Below are 24,444 nucleotides of genomic sequence, written 5' to 3' on the forward strand. Positions count from 1 at the left end.
CGCACTCCGGACGTATCAGCCAACGGCGCGGGCGCTCAGGGAAGTATCGGGGCGCTGCGGGATCACATCGTGGCGGATGACGCGGGGAGCCGGTTCTTCCCGCCGAGCGAACGTGAGGAATGGATGGAGGCACCCGACCACACCGGCGGCGCTGATCTGATCGCGCGGGCCGCCGCGGGCGACGGGACCGCTTGGGACGAGCTGACCGAGCAGTACACCTCTCTGCTCTGGTCGGTGGCGCGGGCGATGCGGCTCAACGAGGCCGACTCCGCCGACGCGGTGCAGGCCACCTGGCTGCGGCTGGTGGAGAAACTGGACACCATCCGTGATCCCGACCGGATCGCGGGCTGGCTGTCCACCACGATCCGGCGGGAGTGCCTCGCCATCCTGCGGCAGCGCACCAAGTCGGTGCCGCACGAAGATTTCGACGACCTCCCCGACGAGGGTGGCCCGGGGGTGGACGACGGCGTCCTGCGCGACGAGCGTGACCAGGCGCTCTGGCGGGCGTTCAGCCAGATCTCGGCCCAGTGCCGGGCATTGTTGCGCGTCCTCATGTCCGACCCCGCGCCCACCTACGCGACCGTCTCGGTCGCCCTGGAAATGCCGATCGGCGGCATCGGGCCGACCCGGCAGCGTTGTCTCAATTCCCTGCGACGCATCATGGCGGTGGCCTCGTGACTTCTGTTGATGACGAACTGCTCGCCGACCTGCGCCGATTGGCCGCGCTGGTCGACCCGGTGCCTCAGCACGTACGCGAGGCGGCCCGCGCCGCCTTCCTGACCCGCGACCTCGACGCCGAGCTGGCCGAACTGATCGCCGACTCGACGGCGGACGCCGACTTCGAACCGGTCCGGCAGGCCACCGACGAGCGGCTGCTGTCGTTCGCGGCGGACGGCACCCAGGTCGAGATGACGGTACGCGCCGAGGGCGCCGGCTGGACCATGATGGGCCAGGTCTTCGGGGCGGGCCCGGGCACCGAGGCGGTGGTCGAGAGCGACGGCCGGGCGACCACCCCGCTCGACCTCGACGACCTGGGCCGGTTCCTGGTCGGCGACCTGGCCAGCGGCCCGGTGCGGCTGCGCTGCGACCTGCCGGGCGGCGCCAAGCTCGTGACGTCCTGGGTGATTCTGTGACGGTCAGTGGTAGCCCAGCGCGCCATTTCGCGCCCGGATACCGCCCTGAGCTACCACTGCGGGAACGCTCAGCGGCGCTGTCGCTGCGGGAACGGTCAGCGGCCGAGCGAGACGAACGACCAGGCGGTGGCCAGGGCGATCACGTCGCCCGCACCGGCGGCGGCCTGGCGTACGTCGCGCAGGGCGGCGCCGAACCCCTGGCCGGCCCGGAGCCGCTCGTGGAACTCGGCCATCAGCGCGCTGGTGACCGCGTCGTTCACCGGCACCACGCTGGCGACCAGGCTGCGCGTCCCGAGCGGGATCAGCGCGCTGACCATGCCGAGCAGCTCGTCGGTGCTGACCGGGGCGGCCACGCCGCTCTCACAGCTGGAGAGCACCAGCCGGGCCGGCGCGCGCCTCAGCCGCCCGAGGTCATAGACGGTGAGCGGCCCGTCGTCCAGGGCGAGGCTGGAGAAGAGCGGGTTGTCACCGCGGAAGACCCCGTGCGCGGCGATGTGCGCGATCCACGCGCCGTCCAGGGCGGACAGCACGGCCTCGGCGGTCGCGCTGCCGTTCTCGAGCACCGTGGCCTGCGGGTACGTGCGGGCGATGTGCTTGATCTCGAGCCCGGTGCCGTCCAGCTCGGGGCCGCGGACCAGCACCACCCGGCGGCGTCCGGTGTGTTCGGTGCGCCCGGCGCGCAGCCAGGTGGCCAGCGACGGCGCCACCACGAACGGGGTGTCCCGCAGCGCGGGCAGCATGCCCCAGGGCACCGAGTGCAGGATGGCCGGCGGGACGACGACCACCGGGCCGGCGCCGAGCAGGGTGGCGGCCGGGCCGAGCAGGGCGCGTTCCAGGGCGGCGCCGGCCGCCTCCAGGGCCGGTCCGGCGCCCATCGGCGGGCGGCCACGGGCCAGCCGGCGCAGGGCGAAGCGGGCCAGCTCGACCTCGCGGACGGCGGTGGCGAGCGGGCCGACCTCCTGGGTGCGGGCACGCCCGCCGGCCACGGTCGTGGCGTAGAGGATGCCGTCCAGGAAGGTCAGCGTGACCAGGGTGTGGCCGCCCAGCGCCGAGAGCGGGTCGGGCGCTCTGTCCGTACCCGGCTGATCGGTGGTGGGGTGAGTGCCGGAGACCCGGCGGGTGCGCGCCCGGATCGCCCCCTCCAGAGCCCGGCGTTCCTGTTCGATCTGCCGCACCGGCAGGCCGGCCGCACGCGCCTGGGCCAGCCGCCCCTCGACCGAGCGCAGCGCCGTCATCTCGGCGGCCAGCTCGGGATCGTCCGGCGGGCGGACGGCCGCGACGGCCAGACCACCGGCCCGCCAGCGTTCGCTCCAGCGCAGCAACATCCGCGCGTCACCGCGGGCGACCGCCTCACGCTGGGCCAGCTCGACCAGCTCGATGCCGTGGACCGTGGCGTGCGCGAGCAGTTCCGGAGCGGCCAGGGTGCGGCGGTGGTTCTCGGCCGCGCGCAGCCCGAAGCGGCAGGCCGACAGCATCGCCCTGGTGTCGCCACGGCCCTTGGCCCGCAGCGCGTGGGCGAGCCAGCCGACGGCGTGACCGAAGCTGGGCCCGCGGTTGCGGAAGTGCGCGGCCCGGGCCAGGTGCCGGTCGGCGTCGGCGTGCCGGCCCCGCTCGGCGGCCAGCCGGCCGGCCAGCAGGTGGGCGGCGGGCGCTTCCAGGGCGTCGAGCTGGTCGAGCCGGTCGGCCAGCCGGCCGGCCCGGGTGACCAGCCGGCCGTCCCGGTGGCCCTCGGCCCAGCGGGACTGGAGCACCACGAAGGACGCGCGGGCGTGCCACCGTTCGCGGCCCTGCCGGCGGAAGATGTCGCGGGCGGCCGCGGCGCGTTCCACGGCCAGGGCCGGGCGACCCGCGGCGTACGCGGCCTGACCGGCGGCGAACAGCAGGTCGGCGGCCTGGGTGGCGTCACCGCGCGCGGCGTGGTCGCGGATCGTCTCCTCGGCCCCGGTCATCGCCTCGGTGAACAGGCCGGCGGCGAGCAGCACCCAGCAACGGTCGGTGGCCAGCCCGTACGAGTAGGTGTGCACGCCGAGCCGGGCGTAGCGGTCGGCCGCCGCGTCGAGGTAGCCCAGCGCCCCGGCCAGGTCACCGGCCAGATAGGCCAGGTCGGAGCGGTTGTGCAGGACGTTGACCAGCTCCATGTCCTGACCGCCGAGGTCCTGGTAGAGGCGCTCGGCCTCGGTCAGGTCGCGGTCGGCGCGGGCGGTCTGGCCGATCGCACACAACACCAGCACCCGGTGCATGCGGGAGCGGGCCTCCCAGAGCCGGTCCCCGCCGCGGCGCAGCAGGGAGATCGCGCGGCGCAGGTCTTCCAGGGCCTCGTCGTGCCGGCCCAGCACGCGCAGCAGGTCGGCGCGGCGCATCAGATTGCGGCCGCTGGGGACGCCCCGGCTGCCGGCCACCGCCTCGTCGAGCATCGCCAGGCCCGACCGCGTACGCCCGGCGAAACCCAACGTGAGACCGAGCGTCGCCTGCACGTCGGCGACCCGCTCGGCCTGACCGGACGCCCGCGCGTCGCGCACCGCACGACGCAGCTCGGTGATCGCCGCCGCGGTGCGGCCGGCGTCTCGCCACACGATGGCCCGGGCCTGCCGGGCGATCGACGCAACCCATGCGTCAGGGCGACCGGCCAGAATCTGGTCGGCCTCTCGTAACGCCTCGGCCGGGCGGGACAGCGCCAAGGACAGCAGCCGCTCGGACGTCACGCCAGCTGACACGCGCCCATACTAGGAGAAACGATGACCGACGAACGAACGGGTTCCCAGCCGGAGACCCGCCAGCAGGCCCAGCTCCGGGTTCTCCGGGAGAGATTCCGGCAGCGGGGGATCGACATCGCCCCCGGACCGGAGAACTGGGAGGAGACCGGGGTCGAGTTCCACTACGAGCCGACCGCCATGCTCGTCGAGGAACAGCACGTCAAGCCCGTCCAGGATCACCTGTGGAGCCTGAACATCACCTGCGACGTGCAGGACCGCTCGCCGGCCGCGCCCGGCTACCGGGTGATGCACGTGCCGGGCGGCACGATGACCGCGATCCGCGAGGTCGACCGGGTGATGGGCCGCGGCCTGGTCACCGCCAACCACCTGGTGCACATCTCGGGCAACGCCGGCCACTGCCCGGCCTCCGAGCCGACACCGGTCCCGCCGGACACCGCGCCGGTGCCCGCCGTCAACCCGGACACGACCGCGGGCCAGGGCATCCGCGTCGTGGTCGCCGACACCGGCCTCGACCCCGAGGCCACCAAGCGCTCGCCGTGGCTCAAGGGCGTCACCGGCGACCTGGACCGGGGCATCCTGGAGAACCCGATGACCGAGTACGCCGGTCACGGCACCTTCATCGCCGGGGTGATCCGCTGCCTGGCGCCGGCCGCCGAGGTGCACGTGCGGGCCAGCTTCGAGCCGGGCGGCGCGCGGTTCGAGACCGAGCTGGTCGACGCGCTGATGGACATCCTGGACAACGACAGCCCCGACATCATCAACTTCTCGGCCGGCACCTGGACGCACCACTCCCGCGACCTGCTCAGCCTCCAGCTGTTCGGGCGCCGCCGGTTGCGGTTGCACAAGGGCGTCCTGCTGGTCGCGGCGGCCGGGAACGACGGGGTGCGGCAGCCGTTCTGGCCGGCCGCGTCGCCGTACACGGTGTCGGTGGGCGCGCTCGACCCGACGCAGCGGGAACGGGCCACGTTCAGCAACTTCGGCGGCTGGGTCGACGTCTACGCCCCGGGTGAGGACCTGGTCAACGCGTTCCCGGTGGGTACCTACATCGGCGAGGAACCGCCGAACAAGGGCGTCAAGATGCGCTACAAGGGCATGGCCAAGTGGAGCGGGACGTCGTTCGCCACCCCGGTGGTCTGCGGGCTGGCCGCGGCGCGGATGTCGAAGACCGGCGAGAACGGGGTGGACGCCGCCCGCGAGCTGGTCCGGCAGGCCCGGGACGGCGCCATCCCCGGTCTCGGGGCGATCGCGGTGCCGTCGATCAACTACAACGACTGACCGTTCGCTAGGGCCGGGCCAGCGGCAGGCTGATCCGGGAGATGCCGAGGCGCACGCCGACCTCGGTGCCGGCCGGGTAGCGCAGGGTGTGATCACGTTCGGTCGAGATGATCACCAGGCCGATCCGGTGGCCCGGGGCGAACACGTGGTCGGTGGTCTGAAGATCCCACTTCACCGTGTACGCCACACCCGGCGTGATCGGCTCGCTGACGTTGCGGCCGTGCCGATTGCGCACGTCCACCCAGCCGCGGGTGACGATCTCGTACGGCGTCTCCGCGGTGACGTACTCGCTGCGGTTGAAGCAGCCGGGGTCCTCGGGGATGCCGGGGCCGACGCAGTCCTGGCCGGGGACGGCTCGGCGCCCGGCGAACCGGTTGGCCGCGCCGTAGTCGACCAGGAGCGCGGTCAGGTACGGGGACTTGCCGTTCAGGTCGGCCCGGACGGTGATCTCGGGCGTGCCGGAGAGCCGGGTCTCGGCGGTCAGCGGCGCCGTCTGGAAGGCCAGGCGGTTGCCGTCGGCCGCGGCCGGGTTCGCGGCCAGGTTCTCGGCCGTACGCGCCGGGTCGTCCACGAAGGTGGCCCGGCGGGACCGCTCGGGCACCGGCGACAGCTCGCCGTTCTGACCGGCGTACCAGTCGGCGGTGCGGGCGCCCGGGATCGGCCAGTTGCGTGAGGTCTTCCAGACGTTCGGCGCGACCTCCACGTCGGCCATCGGGCGGCTCATGATGTCGTTGTCGATGCCGTACAGCCAGTGGTCCATCCAGGCGTGCAGGGTGTCGAGCCACTCGGCGCGGCGGATCGAGAACGGGTCCGAGTGGGCGCCCTGGTGCAGCCAGATCTTGCGGGGCACGTTGTTGGCGGCGAGCAGGTCCCACCACTGCCCGGCCTGGCCGGTGCGCACGTTCATGTCGTGCAGGCCGTGCACCAGCAGCACGCTGGCCTTCACCCGGGACGCGTCGCGGGTGTAGTCACGCTCGGCCCAGTACTTGCTGTAGTCGCCGGTGACGCGGTCCTGGTCGCGTTCGATCGCGTCCATCACCGGGGCGCAGACCTCGGGATTCTGCCGGGTGAGGACGGCCCGGGCCAGCACGTCGAGGTCTTCGCCCTGGAAGCCGCCGGGCGCGACCACACCGCCGTTGGCGCGGTAGTAGTCGTACCAGGACGAGATCGCCGCGATCGGGACGATGGTCTCGAGGCCCTCGACGCCGGTGGAGGCGACCGCGTTGGGCAGCGTCCCGTTGTACGAGACACCGATCATGCCGGTCTTGCCGGTGCTCCAGTCGGCGCTGACCTCGGCCCCGCCGGCGTCCCAGCCCTTGGCCCGGCCGTTGAGCCAGTCGACGACCGCCTTCATGCCCAGCGTCTCGTTGCGGCCGCCGGAGGTCGGGCAGCCGTCGGACCCGCCGCTGCCCAGGCTGTCGGCGAACACCACGGCGTAGCCGCGCGGCACGAAGTAGTTGTCGAGATAACCGGAGAACGTGACCGTCTCGGCCCGGTTCGCGCCGGGCGGCGCGGCCCGCCGGAGGATGCCCTCGCGGTCGATGTCGTCATGGTTGGGCACGTCCTTCAGCCCGGCGTAGTACGGACTGGGCTGGAAGATCACCGGGATCTTGTGGCCGACGTCGCGTGGCCGGATGACGCGCACCGCGACCCGGTCGCGCTTGCCGTCGCCGTCACTGTCCACCGGGGTCTGCACCCACACCTGCTCGCGCACGGCGGAGGCGTAGTCGTGGACCGGCTCGGTCGGCCCGGCGGGCGCGGCGAAGGCCGGCGACGCGATCGGGACCAGCAGCACGGAACTCAGGACGGCAAGAACAGCACGACGCGTACGCACGCGGTCACCCTATCGGGTTTTGTCGATGCTGCGGGAGGTTGCCACAGATCGGAAACAACTGATGCCGCCGTTGACGAACCGGACACATATCTGCAATCTTGAATCCCCCGTCCTGAAAGAACTTGGCAATAGCTCCGCAAAAGATGAACTGAGGGCCTCATGTCACGGAAGCTGCGCCGCCGGATGGCCGGCGGCATCCTCACCCTCGTCCTCACCGCCGCCACCGGACTGATCTCCGCGCCCGCGCGGGCCGCCGGCCCCAACCTCTCCCCCGGCCGGACCGCCACCGCCGGCGCCTCGAACGGCGGCTTCGGCGCCAACCTGGTCAACGACCAGAACCCGAACACCTACTGGGAGAGCCCGAACGGCTCGTTCCCGCAGTGGGTCCAGATCGACCTGGGATCCACCACCCAGGTCGATCAGGTCACGCTGAAGCTGCCGCCGTCGACCGCCTGGGGCGCGCGGACCCAGACCATCGCGGTCCAGGGCAGCACCAACGGCAGCAGCTTCAGCACGCTGTCCCCCTCGGCCGGTCGGTTCTTCGATCCGGCGACCGGCAACACCGTCGCGATCGGATTCCCGGCGGCCGCGGTCCGATTCGTTCGCCTCACCATCACCGCGAACACGGGGTGGCCGGCCGGGCAGATCGGCGAGTTCGAGATCTACGGTCCCGGCGGCACCGACCCGGGGGATCCGCCACCGCCGGTCGACGGCGACAACCTGGCCGTGAACAAGCCGATCGAGGCGTCGTCGTTCACCCAGTCCTTCGTGGCCGGTAACGCGGTCGACGGCAACACCGGCACCTACTGGGAGGCGGCCGGGCAGCCCGCCACGCTCACCGCCAAGCTGGGGGCGAACGCCGATGTCACCGCGGTGGTCGTCAAGCTCAACCCCAATCCGATCTGGGGTCCGCGTACCCAGGCGATCGAGGTTTCCGGGCGCGCGCAGAGCGCGACCGGCTTCACCTCGCTGAAGGCCCGCGCCGACTACGCCTTCAACCCCTCGTCGAACCAGAACACCGTCACCATCCCGGTCAGCGGCCGCGCCACGGACGTCCGCCTGCAGTTCTTCACCAACAGCGGGGCGCCGGGCGGGCAGGCCGCCGAGTTCCAGGTGATCGGCGCCTGGGCGCCCAACCCCGACCTGACGGTGACGGGTACGTCATGGACGCCCGCCTCGCCCGACGAGACCTCGTCGATCAGCGTGTCGGCAACCGTCCGCAACGCCGGCACCGCCGCCTCCGCCGCGACCACCGCCGACGTCAAGCTGAACGGCACCACCGTGGGCACCGCGCAGGTCGGCGCGCTCGCGGCCGGCGCCTCGGCCACCGTGACCGTGGCCGCGGGCCGGCGGGCGCAGGGCAGCTACACCGTGTCCGCGACCGTCGACCCGGCCGACACCGTGCCGGAGACGAACAACGACAACAACACCTACACGTCGCCGACCGCCCTGGTCGTGGCCCAGTCCCCCGGCCCCGACCTGGAGATCGCGTCGATCACCCCGAGCCCGGCCAACCCGGCCGTCGGGGCCCCGGTCAGCTTCACCGTGGCCGTCCGCAACCGTGGCACCAGCCAGGCCGGCGCCTCGACGACCCGGGTGACCGCGGGGTCGACCACGCTCAACGGCAGCACCCCGGCGATCGCCGCGGGCGCCACGGCCACCGTCGCCATCCCCGGCACGTGGACCGCGACCACCGGCGGGGTCACGGTCACGGCGACCGCGGACGCGGCCGGCGCGGTGGCCGAGACGAACGAGAACAACAACACCGGAACCCGGTCGATCGTGGTCGGGCGGGGCGCGGCGGTGCCGTACACCGAGTACGAGGCCGAGGCCGGCAGCTACCAGGGCACCCTGGTCACGGCGGACGCGCTGCGGACGTTCGGGCACACCAACTTCGGCACCGAGTCGTCCGGCCGCGCGTCGGTCCGGCTCACCGCACAGGGGCAGTACGTCGAGGCCACCTCGGCCGCCCAGGCCAACTCGATCGTCGTCCGCAACTCCATCCCGGACTCCGCGAGCGGCGGCGGGCAGGAGGCGACGATCAGCCTGTACGTCAACGGGGTGTTCAACCGGAAGCTGACCCTGTCGTCGCGGAACTCCTGGCTCTACGGCACCACCGACGACACCGAGAGCCTGTCCAACAGCCCCGGTGCCAACGCGCGCCGGCTCTTCGACGAGTCGCACGCGCTGCTCGGCACGTCGTATCCGCCGGGCACGAAGTTCAAACTCCAAGTTGACAGTGGTGACAACGCGTCCTTCTACTACCTCGACCTGATCGACCTCGAGCAGGTCGCGCCCCAGCTGTCCCAGCCGTCCGGCTGCACGTCGATCACCCAGTACGGCGCGGTGCCGGACGACGGCATCGACGACACCTCGGCGATCCAGCGGGCGGTCACCGACGACGAGAACGGCGTGATCTCCTGCGTCTGGATCCCGGCCGGCCAGTGGCGTCAGGAGCAGAAGATCCTGTCCCCCGACCCGACCCGCAACGGCAACAACCAGAAGGGCATCCGCAACGTCGCCGTCAAGGGCGCCGGCATGTGGTACTCCCAGCTCTACACCAACACCGAGCCGCAGAACGTGGTCGGCAACATCAACCACCCGCACGAGGGCAACGTCGGCTTCGACATCGACGACAACACCCAGATCAGCGACATCGCGATCTTCGGGATGACCACCAACCGGGCCAACCGCGGCCACGGCCTCAACGGGCGGTTCGGGAAGAACACGAAGATCAGCAACGTCTGGATCGAGCACGTCAACGTCGGCGCCTGGGTCGGCCGCGACTACTCGGACACGCCGGCCTACTGGAACCCGGGTGACGGCCTGGACTTCAGCGGCATGCGGATCCGCGACACGTACGCCGACGGCATCAACTTCTCCAACGGCACGCGCAACTCGCGGGTCTTCAACTCGTCCTTCCGCACCACCGGCGACGACTCGCTGGCGGTCTGGGCCAACCCGTACGTCAAGGACCAGAACGTCGACATCGGGCACGACAACCGGTTCACCAACAACACGATCCAGCTGCCGTGGCGGGCCAACGGCGCGGCGATCTACGGCGGGTACGGCAACGTGATCGAGAACAACCTGATCGCCGACACCGCGAACTACCCGGGCATCATGCTGGCCACCGACCACAGCCCGCTACCGTTCTCGGGCACCACCACGATCTCGGGCAACGGGCTGTTCCGCACCGGTGGCGCCTTCTGGAACGAGGATCAGGAGTTCGGCGCGATCACGTTGTTCCCGTCCACCAAGGACATCGTGGGCGTGACCATCCGGGACACCGAGATCTCCGACTCCACGTACGACGGCATCCAGTTCAAGACCGGCGGCGGCAACATGCCCAACGTCGCGATCACGAATGTCCGGATCGACAGGTCGAACAACGGCGCCGGCATCCTGGCGATGGGCGGCGCGCGAGGGAACGCCACGTTGTCCAACGTGACGATCACCAACTCGCGCGACGGCGACATCGAACGGGAGCCCGGCACCCAGTTCACCATCACCGGCAACTGAACACCGGCGTCGGGCCGCTCCCTTGTCAGGAGCGGCCCGGCCGCCCTTTGGGGCGGCCCTCGGTCGCCCGGAGCAGAGCCCGGCGAACCTGGTTGAAGGTCACCCTGTCCTTGGTCGAGTAGATCGTCGTCCGGCTTCCCCGGTGGACGGCCGTGATCTCCCAGCGCCGGCCCCGCCGCCAGAACGCCCGGGAAAGCTCGACCACCTCGAACCCTCGAAGGTCATGCAGGACGAACTGGCGCGGCGGATCGGTCCGCCACACGAAGTGGACGCTGCTGACGAACGCGTCCGGTCCGCGATAGTAAGTTTGCGCATGCGGAGCGTATCGGACTACTGCTCGAAGTAGTGACCTTCGTCGAGGTCGGCGATCAGTCCCGGGCGGCTCGGGTTCCAGTCGTACCGCTTCCTGGTGATCTCGCTGGAGGCGGCGGCGTCCATCCCGAAGAAGCGGCCCAGCCAGTCGAAATGCTCGGCCGGGCGCGACTCGACCGGCAGGCCCAGGCCGCGGCCGATGGCCTCGGCGATGTCGCGGGTGGGCACGCCCTCCTCGGCGATGGCGTGCAGGGTCTCGCCCGGGGTGGCCCGTTCGACGGCCAGCCGGACCAGCGTCGCGGCGTCGTCGCGGTGAACGGCGGACCAGCGGCCGGCCCCGTCACCGACGTAGCCGGAGACACCGGTCTGCCGGGCGATGGCGACCAGCACGGCGATGAAACCGTGATCGCCGCGGCCGTGCACGGTGGGCGCGAAGCGGACCGCGGCCGACCGTACGCCGCGCTCGGCCAGGTCGCGGACGATCAGGCTGTTCGCGACGCGCGGGTGCGTGGACGCGTCGGCCTCGACCTCCTCGGTCGCGACGCTGCCGTCCCGGGACAGCCCGACCACGCCGGCCGCGATGACGAACGGCGAACCCTCCTTGAGCTCCGCGCCCAGCGCCGCCATGGCCTCGCGGTCGATCCGGGCGGCCTCCGGGATCTGCGAGAAGTCGTGGTGGTAGCCGAGGTGGACCACCCCGTCGGCGGCGGCCGCGCCGGCCCGCAGGCTGTCCAGGTCGTTCAGGTCGCCGCGGTGCACGTCGGCGCCCAGGGCCGTGACCCGTTCGGCCGCCGCGTCCGACCGGGCCAGGCCGAGCACGCTGTGACCGGCCCCGACCAGCTCCTTGACCGTGCCCGAGCCGATCCAGCCGGACGCTCCGGTGACGAAGATGCGCATGGCTTTTCCCTCTTCCGGTGATGTCACGTGATGACATCACCACGCTAACACGGCGATGTCATCGTGTGACATGACTACAATCACTCGCTATGGCGAGGTGGGAGGGCGACGCGGCGGGACGGTTGCGGTCGGCGGCGATGGATCTCTATGCCGAGCGGGGGTACGAGCAGACGACGGTGGCCGAGATCGCCGAGCGGGCCGGGCTCACCGCGCGCACCTTCTTCCGGCACTTCGCCGACAAGCGCGAGGTGCTCTTCGCCGGCTCGTCGGACCTGGCCGACGCCCTGGTCGGCGCGTTGAAGGACGCGCCCGGGCCGGCCTCGCCGATGGCCGCGGTGGGCCTTGCCCTGGAAGTGTCGACGACGTTCCTCGGACGCGACCACCAGCACTCGCGCCGGCGGCAGGCGATCATCTCGGCCAACCCCGAGCTGATGGAACGCGAGCTGATCAAGATGGCGACGCTGGGCTCGGCGATGGCGGCCGGGCTGCGGGAGCGTGGCGTACCGGAACCGGACGCCTCCCTGGCCGCCCAGGCCGGGATCGTCGTTCTGCAGGTCGCGTTCGGCCGCTGGATCGAGTCCCCGGTCGAGACCGACCTGGCCGCCGAGATGCGCTCGGCCCTCGACCGCCTCATTGCATTGCAGTCGCATTGAAACCCGGCTAGCCTTTTGCAATGCAGTCGTATTGCATTGCGCTGACCGAAGCACGTGACGTCACGGTCGTCGGCGGTAAGGCGGCCGGGCTCGGTGAGCTGATCCGGCTGGGCGAACGGGTGCCCGACGGCTTCGTGATCACACCATCGGCGTCCTCCTCGGACGTCCTCGACGCCTACGCGCGGCTGGGCGGCGGCACGGTGGCGGTGCGGTCGAGCGCCACGGCCGAGGATCGGGCCGACGCCAGCTTCGCCGGGCAGTACGACTCGGTGCTCGGCGTCGACGGGGACGATGCGCTGCTCGCCGCCGTCGAGGCATGCCGGGCCTCACTGCACGGCTCGCGGGCCGTCCCCTACCGGTCGACGCGGGGCGTGCCGGCCGACGACGTACACATGGCCGTCGTGGTGCAACGCATGGTCGATGCCGAGGTGGCGGGCGTGCTGTTCACGGCCGACCCGGTCACCGGGCGGCGGGACGCGATGCTGGCGGAAGCGGCCGGCGGAACCGGGGTCGTCGACGGGACCACCACGGTGGACCGTGCCGCCGCGCCCGCCGACCTGGCCGCCGTCGGCGAGCGGGTGCAACGGCACTTCGGGGCGCCGCAGGACATCGAATGGGCCCGGGACCGCGACGGGACCCTCTGGCTCCTCCAGGCACGGCCGATCACCACCCTGTTCCCCCTGCCGCCACCGACGCCCGGCCTGCGGGTCTATCTCGAGTTCGGGCACGTGCAAGGCATGCTGCGGCCGGTCACGCCGATGGGGATGTCCACGCTCCGGCGGACCGTGGCCGACATGGTCGCCGCGCTCGGCATGCGGGCCGAGATCGTGGACATCGGCGGGCGGCTGTACGGCGACCTGACCGACTACGCGCGGGACGCACGCGCCCGGAAACGGCTGGTCCGGCTGATGGCGGTGGACTTCGGGCCGCGGGCCCAGGCCGCCATGGAGCACGTGCTGGCCGATCCACGCTTCGCGCCCGACGGCCGGCGGGCGCCGCGGCCGGTGCTCACCGCCGGGCTGTCCGCGGCGGCCGGCGTCGCGCGGGCGCTGATCCGGCCGGCCGCGGCGCGACAACGGGTCTTCGCGGCCATCGCACGGATCCGCGACCAGGGCGACGCGACCCGGGTGGGCGAGGCGATCACCTGGCCCATCGTGGCCGGCATGATCGCGTCGGCTCTGCCCGTACCCCTGCTGAAAGGTCTGGCCACCGAGGACGAGATCCGGGCCGTGCTGGCCGGCGTGCCGCACAACGTGACGATCGAGATGGACCTGGCGTTGTGGAAGGTCGCGACCTCGCTCTCCTCGGCGGAGCGGGCGCTGGTGCTGTCGACGCCGCCGGCTGCTCTCCCGGCCTCTCTCCTGGCTTCCTTCCTGGACGCCTACGGGCACCGGGGCGTGGCCGAGGCCGATCTCGGGGTGCCGCGGTGGGCCGAGGATCCGGCGCCGGTGTTCGCGGCGCTGGCCAACCTGCTGCGGGTGACGGATCCGGAGCAGTCGCCGGATGTGCGGTTCGCGCGAGCCGGGGCGCGTGGCGTGGCGGCGCTGGAGGTGCTGGGCGGGCGGGTGCGGTGGTGGTCGGTGCGGGGGCGGCTGGCGGTGTGGTTGCTGGGGCGGGCCCGGGAGCTGGCCGGGTTGCGGGAGGCGGGGAAGTTCGCCGGGTTGTATCCGCTGGCGGCGGAACGGGCGCGGTTGCTTCGGGCCGGCGCGGAGCTGGTCGCGGCCGGGCTGCTCGACAAGCCGGACGACGTGATGTTCCTGACTCTCGACGAGATGGCCGAGATTCCTGTGGATAACCCGTCATTTTCGTCGCACCCGGCCGCTACGTTGACGCCCACCCAGTGCCGGGGTGGGGGTGGGGGCGGCGCGCCAAGCGAAGATCATCAATGTCTCAGACAGCGCGTGGCGGAACGACGGGCCACCTACGAAGCCGAGTCCCGGCGCCGCCACGTGCCGGTGGCGCTGCTCTCGGACGGGACCGATGTGGAGACGCTGCTCCCCGTCACCGGCAGCGACGGTGAGCTGCGCGGCGTCGGCGCCTCGGCCGGCCGGGCGCGCGGACCGGCACGGGTCGTGCACGATCCGGCCACGGCCCACATCGAGCCCGGCGAGGTGCTGGTCACGGCCACCACCGATCCGGGCTGGACGCCGCTGTTCCTGACCGCGGCCGCGCTCGTCACCGAGACCGGGGCGGTCATGGCGCACGGGCCGACGGTGGCCCGCGAGTACGGGATTCCCGCCGTCATCAGCGTGCCCGGCGCCACCGAGCGGATCGTCACCGGCCAGCTGGTGGAGGTTGACGGCGGCCGCGGTGTGGTCACCGTACTGTGACCGCATGCCCAGGAAAGTCGATCATCAGGAGCGGCGGACGCTGATCGCCGACGCCCTCACCCGGCTGGCCGCCGAGCAGGGGCTGGAGGCGGTCAGCCTGCGGCACGTCGCGGCCGAGGCGGGGGTGTCGGCCGGCATGGTGCAGCACTACTTCCGCACCCGGGACGAGATGATGACGTTCGCGATGGAGGTGGTGCGCGACCGCACCCAGGCGCGGGTGAGCGCGGCGGTGGTTGCGCTGGGTGACGATCCGGCGGCTCGAGATCTTCTGCGTACGACGATCGCGGCGCTTCTGCCCCTCGACGACGACGCCCGTGACCTCGGACGGGTGGCGCTGGCCTTCCTGGCCTACACGGCGGTGCGGCCCAGCCTGCGCACTCCCCTGCGGGCCGAAACCGCCCAGCTCACCGAGCATTTCGCCGGGCTGCTGCCCGGCCGGAACGGGGAGGGCGCGGCCGGGCTCGTCGCGATGATGGAGGGGCTGGGCCTCTACCTGCTCGGCGGCCAGCTCACCCCCGAGCAGGCCACCCAGGCGTTGGACGCGCAGCTCGACCTGCTGTTCAGCGACCGCTGAAGCGACCGGCTCAACGACCGGCTCAACGACCGGCTCAGCGAGCTGAAGCGACCGGCTCAGCGACCGGCTCAGCGACCGGTGAAGAAGGACACCGCCTCGGTCAGGGCCAGGTCGGTGAGCACGGGGTCGTGGCGCGGACCGATGTCGCGCATGAAGGCGTGCTCGCCGCCCTGGTAGACGTGCAGTTCCACGTCGTCGAGGCCGGCCGCGTACAGCTCGGACAGGATCTTGAGGCGGGCGTCGGCGGGCACGTGCGGGTCCTGCGAACCGAAGACGACCAGCAGCCGCCCGCGGATGTCGGCCGCGCGGCCCAGCGACCCGGCGTCGGCATCCTGGCCCAGCGCGCCGTTCTGCAGGCCGGTCGGATAGAAGCAGACGGTCGCCCGGACCCGCGGGTCGAAGGCGGCCCGGAACGCCAGATGCCCGCCGATGCAGAAGCCGGTGGCGTACAGGGCGGTCGTGTCGTCCCGGTTCTCCAGGTAGTCGAGCGCGGCCACCCGGTCGGCGTCGAACGAGGCCGCCGTCGTCTCGGCGGCGCCGGCCATCCCCCGCCGCTTGCCCTCGTCGTCGAACTCCAGCGCGACCCCGGCCAGCGAGGTGCGGGGGTAGATCTCCGGAACAACGACCACGAAGCCGTACGCGGCCAGCCGCCGCGCCGTGCGCAAGGTCGACTCGGTCAGCTGGAAGATGTCCGTGTAGAGCACCACCCCGGGCCACGGCCCGTCACCGACCGGCTTGATCACGACCGCGTTGAGGTAGTCGGCGATCCGCACCGACGACGATTGCAGCTTCACGCGGCGACCCTACCGGCAAGAAGCGACCCGGCCGCGGACCCGCGCGCCGTCGGGGTGGCCGGACGCCGGGGCAGCGTTCTCGCCACCACCGGCAAGCCGTCCACGGTCGACAGCCCAACCTAAGATCACCTGATGCTGGTCGAGGTGATCGGGAAACGGGCGCTGCCGGACGACATCGATCGGGATGACGTCGAGGAGCTGCTGGCCGAGGCGCTCGGACCGGACGGAGCGGTGACGGGGGCGGGCACGTGGCCGGGCGGCTGGCATCTCGACGTCGAGGTCGACGATGACGCGGGGCCGTTCCCGCCGGTGCTGACCCGGCTGGCGGCCGCGCTGGTCGGCCGTGATCTCGGGTGGGTCGAGCTGCGGCCGGAGCAGGCCGATGACGCCCGGCCGGCCGACGAGCTGATCTAAGGCCGCCGGCCTGACTGGATGAGCGAGCCGCGGTCGGGGCCTGGTCGGGGCAGCCGGCACAGGCGTCAGATCGCGGTCGAGGCGCGGCGGACGACGCTCCAGGAGTCGCGGTGGTCGGGGGCGGGTTCGCCCAGGGCGGCCAACGCGCACGCCGCGCCCTGCTCCCGCAAGGACTGGGCGACCGTGGTCAGGTCGTGGTCGCGGGCGATGGCCGAGTCGTCCCAGCCGCTGACGCGCAGCGGCCGGGCGGCCAGGGCCAGGCGGTCGCCCATGGCGGCCACCGCGTCGATGTCGGGGGCGGCGGCGAGCAGGCTTCGCATGACCGTGCGGGCCTCGCCGTCGTCGTTGGTGCGGCACACCCCGACCGGCACGGCCGACCAGTCGATGCCCAGCTCCGTGGCGGCGTCGCGGTAGCCGGCCAGGCGGTCGCGGGTCACCGGGAAGGCCACGCCGGCCGGGTCGACCCCGTCGCGCACGAAGGCCTCGCGGCGGCGGTCGACCGGGAAGCTGAGCACGGCGGGGCGGCGGGCGCCGGCGAACACCTCGAGGCCGACCGCGTGGGCGGCCCGGCGGTTGTCGATGCCGATCAGGGTGGTGCCGGCGCGTTCGGGGCCGCCGTGCACGACGACGGGGCGGCGGGTGCCGCAGGCCGCGTCGAGCACCGGGTCGTCGGCGGTGGTGGTCCAGACGACGTAGGCGTCCACCGCGGCCGCGGTGACCCGGTCGCCGTCGCCGGTGATGGCCGGGACGATGAGCAGCCCGTACCCCCGGTCGGCGCAGACCTCGGCCACCCCGGCGAGGAAGAGGACCGCCTGCGGGTCGTCGAAGGCGTAGGTCAGATGCTCCCCGAGGACGACGCCGAGCGTGCGCGTCGCGCCGTAGCGCAGGGACCGGGCGCTGGGGTCCGGCCCGGAGTATCCCAGGTCGGAGGCCGCGCGCAGCACCTTGGCCCGGCTCTCGGCCGAGACCCGCTGTGGCTGGTTGTAGGTGTACGACACGGTCATCGGCGACACCCCGGCCGCGCGGGCCACGTCGGTCATCGTCACTCGCCGTTGCATTCGGCCATGGTATCTGTGTAGCGTTACACAATGCGTACCGCCACCGCGTCCTACCTGGCGGCGGCCGCCTTCGGGGCGTTCTGGGGCACCTGGGGGTCGGCCGTTCCCGCCATCCGCGACCAGGCCGGGCTCGACGACGCCGGGCTCGGCACCGCGCTGCTGTTCATCAGCGCCGGGGCGTTGCCGGCGATGCTGCTGGCCGGGCGGGCGCTCGACCGCTGGGGCCTGCGGTGCAACGCCCTGTTCACCGCCGCGCTCGGCGTGACCGGGCTGGTCGTCGCCCTGACGGCACACTCCCTGGCCGGGCTCTGCGCCGCGCTCACGCTGGTGGGCGTCGCGAGCGGCGCGGCCGACGTCGGCATGAACTCCACCGGCGGCCGGGCCGAACGCGAGTCGGACCGCCCGGTGATCACCCGCTCCGGCGCGGTCTTCTCCTGTGCCGTGGTCGTGTCCAGCCTCGGCACCGGCGGCGCGTTCGCGCTCGGCGCCCCGATCTGGGCGCCGTTCTCGGCCGTACTCGTCATCTCGATCGTGGCCGGCGCCGCCATCAACCGGACGCTGAGCGACGAGCGGCCGCCGAACAGCGCCACAGCCGCGCGGGTGACGGCGATCGCCCCGCTGATCCTCGTCGGCGTGCTCGGCGCCATCGCCTTCGCCAGCGAGAACGCCCACCAGAGCTGGGGCGCCGTCTTCCTGCAGGACGTCCTGGACACCGGCCCGGGCGTCAGCGCGTTCGCCCCCGCCGCCTTCGCCGCCGTGGTGGCCACGACAAGATTCGCGGTGAGTACGCTCAACCCGGCGCACGCCCGCACGGTGCTGATCCTCGGCGCCCTCGTGGCGGCGACCGGCGCCACCGTGCTCGCGCGGGCGCCGAACGTGCCCGCCGCCCTGGCCGGCCTCGTCCTGGCCGCCGCCGGCACCGCCGCGCTGTTCCCGACCCTGCTCAGCATCGTCTCGCGCAACGTCGCCGAGTCGGCCCGCGGCCGCGCGACCTCGATTGTCACGGTCGTCGCCTACACCGGCTTCCTGCTCGGCCCGGTCTACGTCGGCCTCTGGTCCTCGGCCGCCGGCCTGCGCGGCGCGATGATCGCCGTGGCCGCGCTGGGCGTCGCCCTGGCCGCCCTCACGCTCCCGCTGCTGGCGCTCAGCCGCTATCGAGTCACACTGCGCCCGGATGAGCGGGCCGCAAAGACGAAAACGAACGAGCGAGCCGCCCAGGCAAGAACGGACGAGCCGGCCGCTCAGACGAGAACGAACGAGCGAGCCGCCCGGACGGACACGCCGCCCGGATAAATGGCGTCGCTTCGGCCGGCGGGCCGCGTTAACGTACGCGGATCAGGTTTTGCCATAGCAAGTTTGCGATAGCAAGGAGAAAAAGCATGCGCCACGGTTTCCCGCCCCGGCCCCTGGAAACCGTCGCAAAGGACGCAATTGAGCTTTCTCAACCTTGGCATCGTCGCGCATGTCGACGCCGGTAAGACCAGCCTGACCGAGCGGCTGCTGTACGCCGGCGGGGTCATCGACTCGCTGGGCAGCGTGGACGCCGGCAGCACCCGCACCGACTCGCTCGAGCTCGAGCGCCGCCGCGGCATCACGATCAAGACCGCGGTCGCCTCGTTCCCGCTGCGGGACGTCACCGTCAACCTCATCGACACGCCCGGCCACCCCGACTTCATCGCCGAGGTCGAGCGCGCGCTGCGGGTGCTCGACGGCGCGATCCTGGTCGTGTCCGCGGTCGAGGGGGTGCAGGCACAGACCCGGGTGCTGATGCGTACGCTGCGCCGGCTCCGCGTGCCGACAATCGTCTTCGTCAACAAGATCGACCGCGCCGGCGCCCGTGCCGACGGGCTCCTCCGCGACCTCGCGGCCAAGCTGAGCCCGCGCATCGTCCCGCTCAGCACACCACGTGACCTGGGCACACCGTCGGCCACGGCGCTTCCGGCGCTGCCGTCCGGGCGGATCGTCGAGCTGACCGGCGACGATCAACTGCTGACCTCGTTCGTACGCGACGAGCGCTCCCTCCCGTACCGGAAGATCTTGGCCGAACTCACCCGCCACCGTGACGTGCAACCGGTCTTCTTCGGGTCGGCGGTGACCGGCGCCGGCCTGGACGCCCTGATCGACGGGCTGGCGACACTGCTCCCGACGGCCGGCGGCGACCCGGAGGGACCGGTCGGCGGGACCGTCTTCAAGGTGGAACGGGACCCGGCCGGCGCGCGGGTGGCGTACGTGCGGATGTTCTCCGGCACGCTGCACGTCCGCGACCGGCTGCCGGGCGGAACGGTCACCGCGATCGAAGGCCGGGACACGCTGCCGGCCGGCGAGATCGGCCGGGTGCACGGGCTGCGCGACGTCCGCATCGGCTCCTTCCCGCCCAGCGCCGACGCCCAGCTGTTCGCCCCGCCCACGCTCTCGACGGTGGTGGTGCCGAAGGACCCGGCCGACCGGCACGCGCTGCACACCGCGCTCACCGAACTGGCCGAGCAGGACCCGCTGATCGGCCTGCGCCGGGACGACGAGATCGCGGTCTCGCTCTACGGCGAGGTGCAGAAGGAGGTCATCGAGACCACCCTGGCCGAGCAGTACGGCATCCCGGTGACGTTCCGCGAGACCCGCACGATCCACATCGAACGCCCGGCCGGCACCGGCGGCGCCGGCGCCACGCTCGGCGAGTACTTCATGGCCGCGCTCACCCTGGAGGTGTCACCGGGCGCCGGCGTCGAGTTCGAGCTGGACGTGCCGATCGAACAGGTGCCGATCCACGTCTTCCGGACGGCGGAGTTCTTCCGCGAGGCCCTGGAATCGGCGGTACGCACCACGCTGGCCCGCGGCCCGCACGGCTGGCCGGTCACCGACATCCGCGTGCACGTGACCCGCACCGGCTTCCGGTCGCCGGCCACGACCGCCGCCGACTTCCGCAAGCTGATGCCGATCGTGCTGACCTCGGCCCTGCACCGGGCCGGCACCACGGTCTGCGAGCCGATCCACCGCTTCCGGCTCGACGGCCCGGTCACCACGCTCGGCGCCACGCTGGCCGCGCTCGGTCGCCTGGGCGCGGCCCCCGAGTCGTCCGAGGCCGGCCCGGCCGAGTACGTCATCCGCGGCCGCGTCCCCGCGGCCCGGCTACGCGCCCTGGAGCAGGCGATCCCCGCCCTGACCCACGGCGAAGGCGTCCTGGAGAGCACCTTCGACAGCTACCGCCCGGTTGCCGGCCGGCCGTGAGGCGCACCTACGCGGCCGGCGCCGGCCTCGACCCTCGACTGGTCCTGGCCTGCGCCGTCGTCGAGCTGGCCCACCTGAGCGACGGCTGAGTCACTGCCCGAACGTGTAGCGCAGGTTCGCGTTGATCAGCTCGTTGAGCCGCTTGCGCAGATGTCCGAGCAGCGCCGCGTCGGGCAGCGGCTCGTCGACCAGCAGCGTCCACCGCAGCCGGCTCCCGGCCCCGTCGGCGGCCAGGTCGAACCGGATCCGCGCGTCGGGCCGCTTCACCCACAGCGACGACCAGACCAGACGAGCGGGCGGCGCGCTGTCGAGCACGGCCGGCGCCTGTTCGTCATCCGGCAGCACCAGCCAGGGCCGGGCCGGATCACGATCGGGCCCGGCCAGCGCCTCGAAGACGACATGCGGCGGAGCGGGCTGACTCCGCTCCCGGCTCCCGGCTTCGCGCACGCCCTCAGAATAGGGGGCCCCCGGCGACCGGCCGGCGGTGGCTGAACGCGGAACGGCCGCCGGGGATCGCCCGGCGGCCGTCGCGTGCGGAGGTGCTACTTGCCGAAGCCGGCGGTGAGGCCGCTGAGGAGCTGGCGGCGGCCGACGGCGTAGAGGATCAGGATCGGCATGGTGGTCAGGACCACCGAGGCGAGGACGGCGGGCACGTTGACGCCGTACTGGCCCTGGAAGGTCCACAATGCCAGGGGCAGGGTGCGTTGCTCCGGTGCGGTGGTCAGGACCAGCGGGAGCAGGAAGCCGTTCCACGACTGGAGGCCCTGGTAGATGGCCACCGTGACCAGGGCGGGCCGGGTCAGCGGGAACGCCAGGTGCCAGAGGGTGCCCCATTCGGTGGCGCCGTCCATGCGCATGGACTCGAAGAGTTCCTTGGGCACGTCACGGATGAAGTTGGCCAGCACCAGCACCGACAACGGGATGGCGAAGCCGATCGACGGCAGGATGATCGCGCCCAGGGTGTCGTACATCTGGAGCTTGATGATGATCAGGTAGACCGGGATGATCACCGCCTGCAGCGGGATGGCCAGGCCCATCAGGAACAGCGAGTTGCTCAGCCGCAGGAAGCGGCTGTTGGCCTGGGCGCGGATGATCGCGTACGCGGCCATGAACGAGAACAGCACCGCCGGCACCACCGTGCCGACCGCGACGGCCACGCTGTTGCCGAAGTAGCGGATGAAGTCCGACTCGATGACCAGCTTGTAGTTGTCGAGTGTCGGGTCCGCGGGCGGGGCGAACGGGTTGGTGTCGAAGAAGTTGCCCTGCGTCTTGAAGCTGGTGATGAAGATCCAGTAGATCGGGATCATCACGATCAGCAGCCAGACCCAGGACAGTGATCCGCCCAGCCAGTTGACGCCACGGAAGCCGCGCCGGCGGGCCGGCGGGTGCTCGTCCGTGCCGTTCGCCCGGACCTGGCCGGGCGGGGTGCTAGTCACGGTCGCCACGTCAGACTCCTTCCAGCTGGCTGGCACTGGAGTCGCGGCCGCCGAGCCGGCGCAGCAGCAGCGCGAGGCCGAGGCCGACGAGGACCAGGATGACCGCGATCCCGCTGGCCGGGCCCATCAGGTTGGCCTGGAAGCCACGCGCGTACATGTCCACCGCCAGCACCCGGGTGGCGTCACCGGGGCCACCCGCGGTCAGGACGAAGATCAGGTCGAAGAAGGTCAGCGAGCCGACCGCCATCAGCGTCGACGACGTGATGATCGTGTACTTGAGCTGCGGCAGGGTGATGTTGAAGAACTGCCGGAACCGGCCCGCCCCGTCGATCTGCGCCGCCTCGTACAGGGAGACCGGGATCTGCCGGACGCCGCCCTGGTAGATCAGCGAGTGGAACGGGATGAACTGCCAGGACACCACGAAGACGACCACGCCGAGGGCCAGGTTGCCCTCGCCCAGCCAGTCCTGGACCAGGAAGTCGATGCCCAGACCGGCGCCCAGCCCGAAGTTGGGGTCGAGCAGCGCCTTGAAGGTGATCGCCAGCGCGGCCGAGCTGAGCAGCAGCGGGATGAAGAAGAGCACCGCGAGCAGACCGCGGTAGCGCTGCTTGCCGGCCAGGAACGTGCCCAGCAGGATGCTCATCGGGGTCTGGAACAGCCACGACAGCGCCATGATCTGGAAGGTGACCCAGAGCGCGTGCGGCAGGCCGGGGTCGCCGATCACCGCGCGCCAGCTGGTCAGGCCGGACGGGGTGATCGCACCGAGCTGGTCCCACGTGGTGAAGCTCAGCGCCAGCACGCCGATCAGCGGCACCACGCCGAACGTGACGAACGCGAGCAGCGCGGGTACGACCATCCAGGCGACAGCGCCGGTGCGCCCGCCGCCGACAGGGGCGGCGGGCGTCCGGATGGTGGTCGGAGCGATGGTCACTTGCCGAGCACCGCATTCATGTTCGTCGCGAACTGCTGCGGCGTGATGGACGTCTGGAACAGCTTGGAGATGTTGCTCAGCAGCACCTCGGCGGCCGCCGGGCTGAGCGCCTGGTCCCAGGACTGGCCGAAGAACTTGGCCTTGCTCGACGTGTCGTAGACGAACTTGAGGAACTCGGCGTCGGGCGAGGCGGCGATCAGGCTCTCGGTGCCCTTGACGATCGGCACCGCGCCCGAGTCGATCCAGCCCTTGATCTCGGCGTCGGTGAACTTGCCGGTGGCCAGGAACTTCTTGGCCGACTCCTTCTGCTCCGGGGTGGCCTTGGAGGAGATCGACAGGTACTGGCCGGGGTTGCCGACGGTGTCGCTCGGGTCGCCCTTGCCGCCCTCGACCGGCGGGAAGTTCATCCAGCCGAGCTCGCCCTTCTTGACGAAGTCGCCGCCGTCGTTCTTCATTCCGCCGTAGGTCCAGCCGCCGTGCAGCATCATCGCGGCCCGGCCCTTGTAGAGCAGCGCCTGGTCGGCGTTGGAGTCGGCGGTGATCGAGGAGAAGCCCTTGATGAAGCCCTTGGCGTTGACCAGCTGCTGCACCTTGGTCAGCGCGTCGATCGAGGCCGGGTTGTTCCAGGCGTCCTTCTCACCGTTGTAGATCGCCTCGAACACCTCGGGGCCACCGATCCGGTCGTAGAGGAACTCCAGCCACATCATGTTCGTCCACCGGGACTGGCCGCCGAGCGAGAACGGCGCGATCCCCTTGGAGTTGAACACCCCGACGAGGTTCATGATGTCGCCCCACGACTGCGGCGGCTGCACGCCGGCCGCGTCGAAGACCTTCTTGTTCCAGTACAGGACGATCGGCTGGACGGTCTCGATCGGCAGCGCGTAGATCTTGTCGTTGACCGTGGCCGCCGGGAACGAGGACGGGAAGAGCTTGTCCTTGATCGCCTGGTTCTGGCTCATCCATTCGGTCAGGTCCTCGACCTGGCCGGCGTCGACGTAGCTCTTCAGGCCACCGCCGCCCCAGCCCCAGATCAGCGTCGGGCCCTGACCGGCGCCGATCGCCGCCTTGATCTTGGTCTTGAACGCGTCGTTCTGGAAGCGCTGCTCGACGATCTTGTTGTCGGGGTTGGCCTTGTTGAACTCGGCCACCGCGTTTGCCCGGATGCCCTCCTGCGGCTGCCCGGTGAGGAACCAGAAGGTCGCGGCTTTCTTGTCGCCACCACCGCCGGACGACGTTCCGGGACCCGAGCTGCCGCAGGCCGCGAGGGCTGCGGCGGCCGAGGTGCCCGCGGTCAAGCTGAGGAAGCTGCGGCGTGAAAAGTTGCTGAGGTCCACTGTGATCTCCG

20 protein-coding genes are annotated in these 24,444 nt (G+C 71.8%); 10 read left to right on the forward strand and 10 right to left on the reverse strand.

Features of this window, described 5'->3' with window-relative positions; genetic code table 11:
* Window positions 1–69: 69 nt before the first annotated feature.
* Together AB0M54_RS19870 and AB0M54_RS19875 are read left to right on the forward strand one after the other, a co-directional pair.
* Window positions 70–678: a sigma-70 family RNA polymerase sigma factor gene (locus AB0M54_RS19870; RefSeq protein ID WP_364319483.1), complete on the forward strand. Its 609-nt coding sequence runs from the start codon at window positions 70–72 to the stop codon at window positions 676–678.
* Window positions 675–1,133 (forward strand): hypothetical protein, encoded by a 459-nt coding sequence (locus AB0M54_RS19875; RefSeq protein WP_364472933.1) that lies wholly within the window; start codon window positions 675–677, stop codon window positions 1,131–1,133. The genes AB0M54_RS19870 and AB0M54_RS19875 overlap by 4 nt, the downstream gene beginning before the upstream one ends.
* Before the next feature lie 95 nt (window positions 1,134–1,228).
* Here AB0M54_RS19875 and AB0M54_RS19880 read toward each other — a convergent pair whose 3' ends face one another.
* A complete protein-coding gene (locus AB0M54_RS19880; protein ID WP_364472935.1) occupies window positions 1,229–3,847 on the reverse strand; it encodes a CHAT domain-containing tetratricopeptide repeat protein in 2,619 nt (872 codons plus the stop codon).
* A 21-nt stretch (window positions 3,848–3,868) separates the two neighbouring features.
* Here AB0M54_RS19880 and AB0M54_RS19885 point away from each other — a divergent pair, with 21 nt between their 5' ends.
* Entirely contained in the window at window positions 3,869–5,122 is a 1,254-nt protein-coding gene (locus AB0M54_RS19885; protein ID WP_364319488.1) for a S8/S53 family peptidase, read from the forward strand.
* A gap of 7 nt (window positions 5,123–5,129) precedes the next feature.
* On the opposite strand, the gene AB0M54_RS19890 is transcribed toward AB0M54_RS19885, so the two are convergent.
* Window positions 5,130–6,956: a Xaa-Pro dipeptidyl-peptidase gene (locus tag AB0M54_RS19890; RefSeq protein ID WP_364472937.1), complete on the reverse strand. Its 1,827-nt coding sequence runs from the start codon at window positions 6,954–6,956 to the stop codon at window positions 5,130–5,132.
* 159 nt (window positions 6,957–7,115) lie between these two features.
* On the opposite strand from AB0M54_RS19890, the gene AB0M54_RS19895 reads away from it, so the two are divergent.
* The gene (locus tag AB0M54_RS19895) at window positions 7,116–10,478 is read left to right on the forward strand and encodes a CARDB domain-containing protein (protein ID WP_364472939.1); all 3,363 of its coding nucleotides are present in this window, start codon (window positions 7,116–7,118) and stop codon (window positions 10,476–10,478) included.
* A gap of 25 nt (window positions 10,479–10,503) precedes the next feature.
* Here AB0M54_RS19895 and AB0M54_RS19900 read toward each other — a convergent pair whose 3' ends face one another.
* Window positions 10,504–10,740, reverse strand: coding sequence for a DUF6232 family protein (locus tag AB0M54_RS19900; RefSeq protein WP_364319494.1), 237 nt, complete (start codon window positions 10,738–10,740; stop codon window positions 10,504–10,506).
* 68 nt (window positions 10,741–10,808) lie between these two features.
* Window positions 10,809–11,687 (reverse strand): SDR family oxidoreductase, encoded by an 879-nt coding sequence (locus AB0M54_RS19905; protein ID WP_364319496.1) that lies wholly within the window; start codon window positions 11,685–11,687, stop codon window positions 10,809–10,811.
* A gap of 89 nt (window positions 11,688–11,776) precedes the next feature.
* Between AB0M54_RS19905 and AB0M54_RS19910 the strand changes: the two genes are divergently transcribed.
* From AB0M54_RS19910 to AB0M54_RS19920, 3 genes are read left to right on the forward strand one after another with little or no spacing between them, the layout of a single operon-like run.
* Window positions 11,777–12,340, forward strand: a complete 564-nt coding sequence (locus AB0M54_RS19910) for a helix-turn-helix domain-containing protein (protein WP_364472941.1) — start codon at window positions 11,777–11,779, stop codon at window positions 12,338–12,340.
* 20 nt (window positions 12,341–12,360) lie between these two features.
* Window positions 12,361–14,670 (forward strand): PEP/pyruvate-binding domain-containing protein, encoded by a 2,310-nt coding sequence (locus AB0M54_RS19915; RefSeq protein ID WP_364472943.1) that lies wholly within the window; start codon window positions 12,361–12,363, stop codon window positions 14,668–14,670.
* A gap of 4 nt (window positions 14,671–14,674) precedes the next feature.
* Window positions 14,675–15,244 (forward strand): TetR family transcriptional regulator, encoded by a 570-nt coding sequence (locus AB0M54_RS19920; protein ID WP_364319502.1) that lies wholly within the window; start codon window positions 14,675–14,677, stop codon window positions 15,242–15,244.
* A gap of 68 nt (window positions 15,245–15,312) precedes the next feature.
* Here AB0M54_RS19920 and AB0M54_RS19925 read toward each other — a convergent pair whose 3' ends face one another.
* The gene (locus tag AB0M54_RS19925; RefSeq protein ID WP_364319504.1) at window positions 15,313–16,038 is read right to left on the reverse strand and encodes a dienelactone hydrolase family protein; all 726 of its coding nucleotides are present in this window, start codon (window positions 16,036–16,038) and stop codon (window positions 15,313–15,315) included.
* Window positions 16,039–16,170: 132 nt separating this feature from the next.
* Here AB0M54_RS19925 and AB0M54_RS19930 point away from each other — a divergent pair, with 132 nt between their 5' ends.
* Window positions 16,171–16,452: a hypothetical protein gene (locus tag AB0M54_RS19930; RefSeq protein WP_364319506.1), complete on the forward strand. Its 282-nt coding sequence runs from the start codon at window positions 16,171–16,173 to the stop codon at window positions 16,450–16,452.
* A 65-nt stretch (window positions 16,453–16,517) separates the two neighbouring features.
* Here the strand turns inward: AB0M54_RS19930 and AB0M54_RS19935 are convergent, their stop codons facing one another.
* A complete protein-coding gene (locus tag AB0M54_RS19935; protein WP_364319508.1) occupies window positions 16,518–17,510 on the reverse strand; it encodes a LacI family DNA-binding transcriptional regulator in 993 nt (330 codons plus the stop codon).
* Window positions 17,511–17,540: 30 nt separating this feature from the next.
* Between AB0M54_RS19935 and AB0M54_RS19940 the strand changes: the two genes are divergently transcribed.
* Both AB0M54_RS19940 and AB0M54_RS19945 read left to right on the forward strand, forming a co-directional pair.
* Complete coding sequence (locus tag AB0M54_RS19940; RefSeq protein WP_364472944.1) at window positions 17,541–18,803, forward strand: MFS transporter; 1,263 nt, start codon at window positions 17,541–17,543, stop codon at window positions 18,801–18,803.
* A 138-nt stretch (window positions 18,804–18,941) separates the two neighbouring features.
* Entirely contained in the window at window positions 18,942–20,732 is a 1,791-nt protein-coding gene (locus AB0M54_RS19945) for a translation factor GTPase family protein (RefSeq protein WP_364472946.1), read from the forward strand.
* Window positions 20,733–20,822: 90 nt separating this feature from the next.
* Here AB0M54_RS19945 and AB0M54_RS19950 read toward each other — a convergent pair whose 3' ends face one another.
* The 4 genes from AB0M54_RS19950 to AB0M54_RS19965 form a co-directional block, all read right to left on the reverse strand.
* Window positions 20,823–21,179: a hypothetical protein gene (locus AB0M54_RS19950; protein WP_364472947.1), complete on the reverse strand. Its 357-nt coding sequence runs from the start codon at window positions 21,177–21,179 to the stop codon at window positions 20,823–20,825.
* A 95-nt stretch (window positions 21,180–21,274) separates the two neighbouring features.
* Complete coding sequence (locus AB0M54_RS19955) at window positions 21,275–22,177, reverse strand: carbohydrate ABC transporter permease (protein WP_364319516.1); 903 nt, start codon at window positions 22,175–22,177, stop codon at window positions 21,275–21,277.
* Window position 22,178: 1 nt separating this feature from the next.
* Complete coding sequence (locus AB0M54_RS19960) at window positions 22,179–23,099, reverse strand: sugar ABC transporter permease (RefSeq protein WP_364319518.1); 921 nt, start codon at window positions 23,097–23,099, stop codon at window positions 22,179–22,181.
* Entirely contained in the window at window positions 23,096–24,394 is a 1,299-nt protein-coding gene (locus AB0M54_RS19965; RefSeq protein WP_364319520.1) for an extracellular solute-binding protein, read from the reverse strand. The genes AB0M54_RS19960 and AB0M54_RS19965 overlap by 4 nt, the downstream gene beginning before the upstream one ends.
* Between the last annotated feature and the right edge of the window lie 50 nt (window positions 24,395–24,444).

The organism is Actinoplanes sp. NPDC051470 (assembly GCF_040682035.1).
Classification (GTDB): domain Bacteria; phylum Actinomycetota; class Actinomycetes; order Mycobacteriales; family Micromonosporaceae; genus Actinoplanes.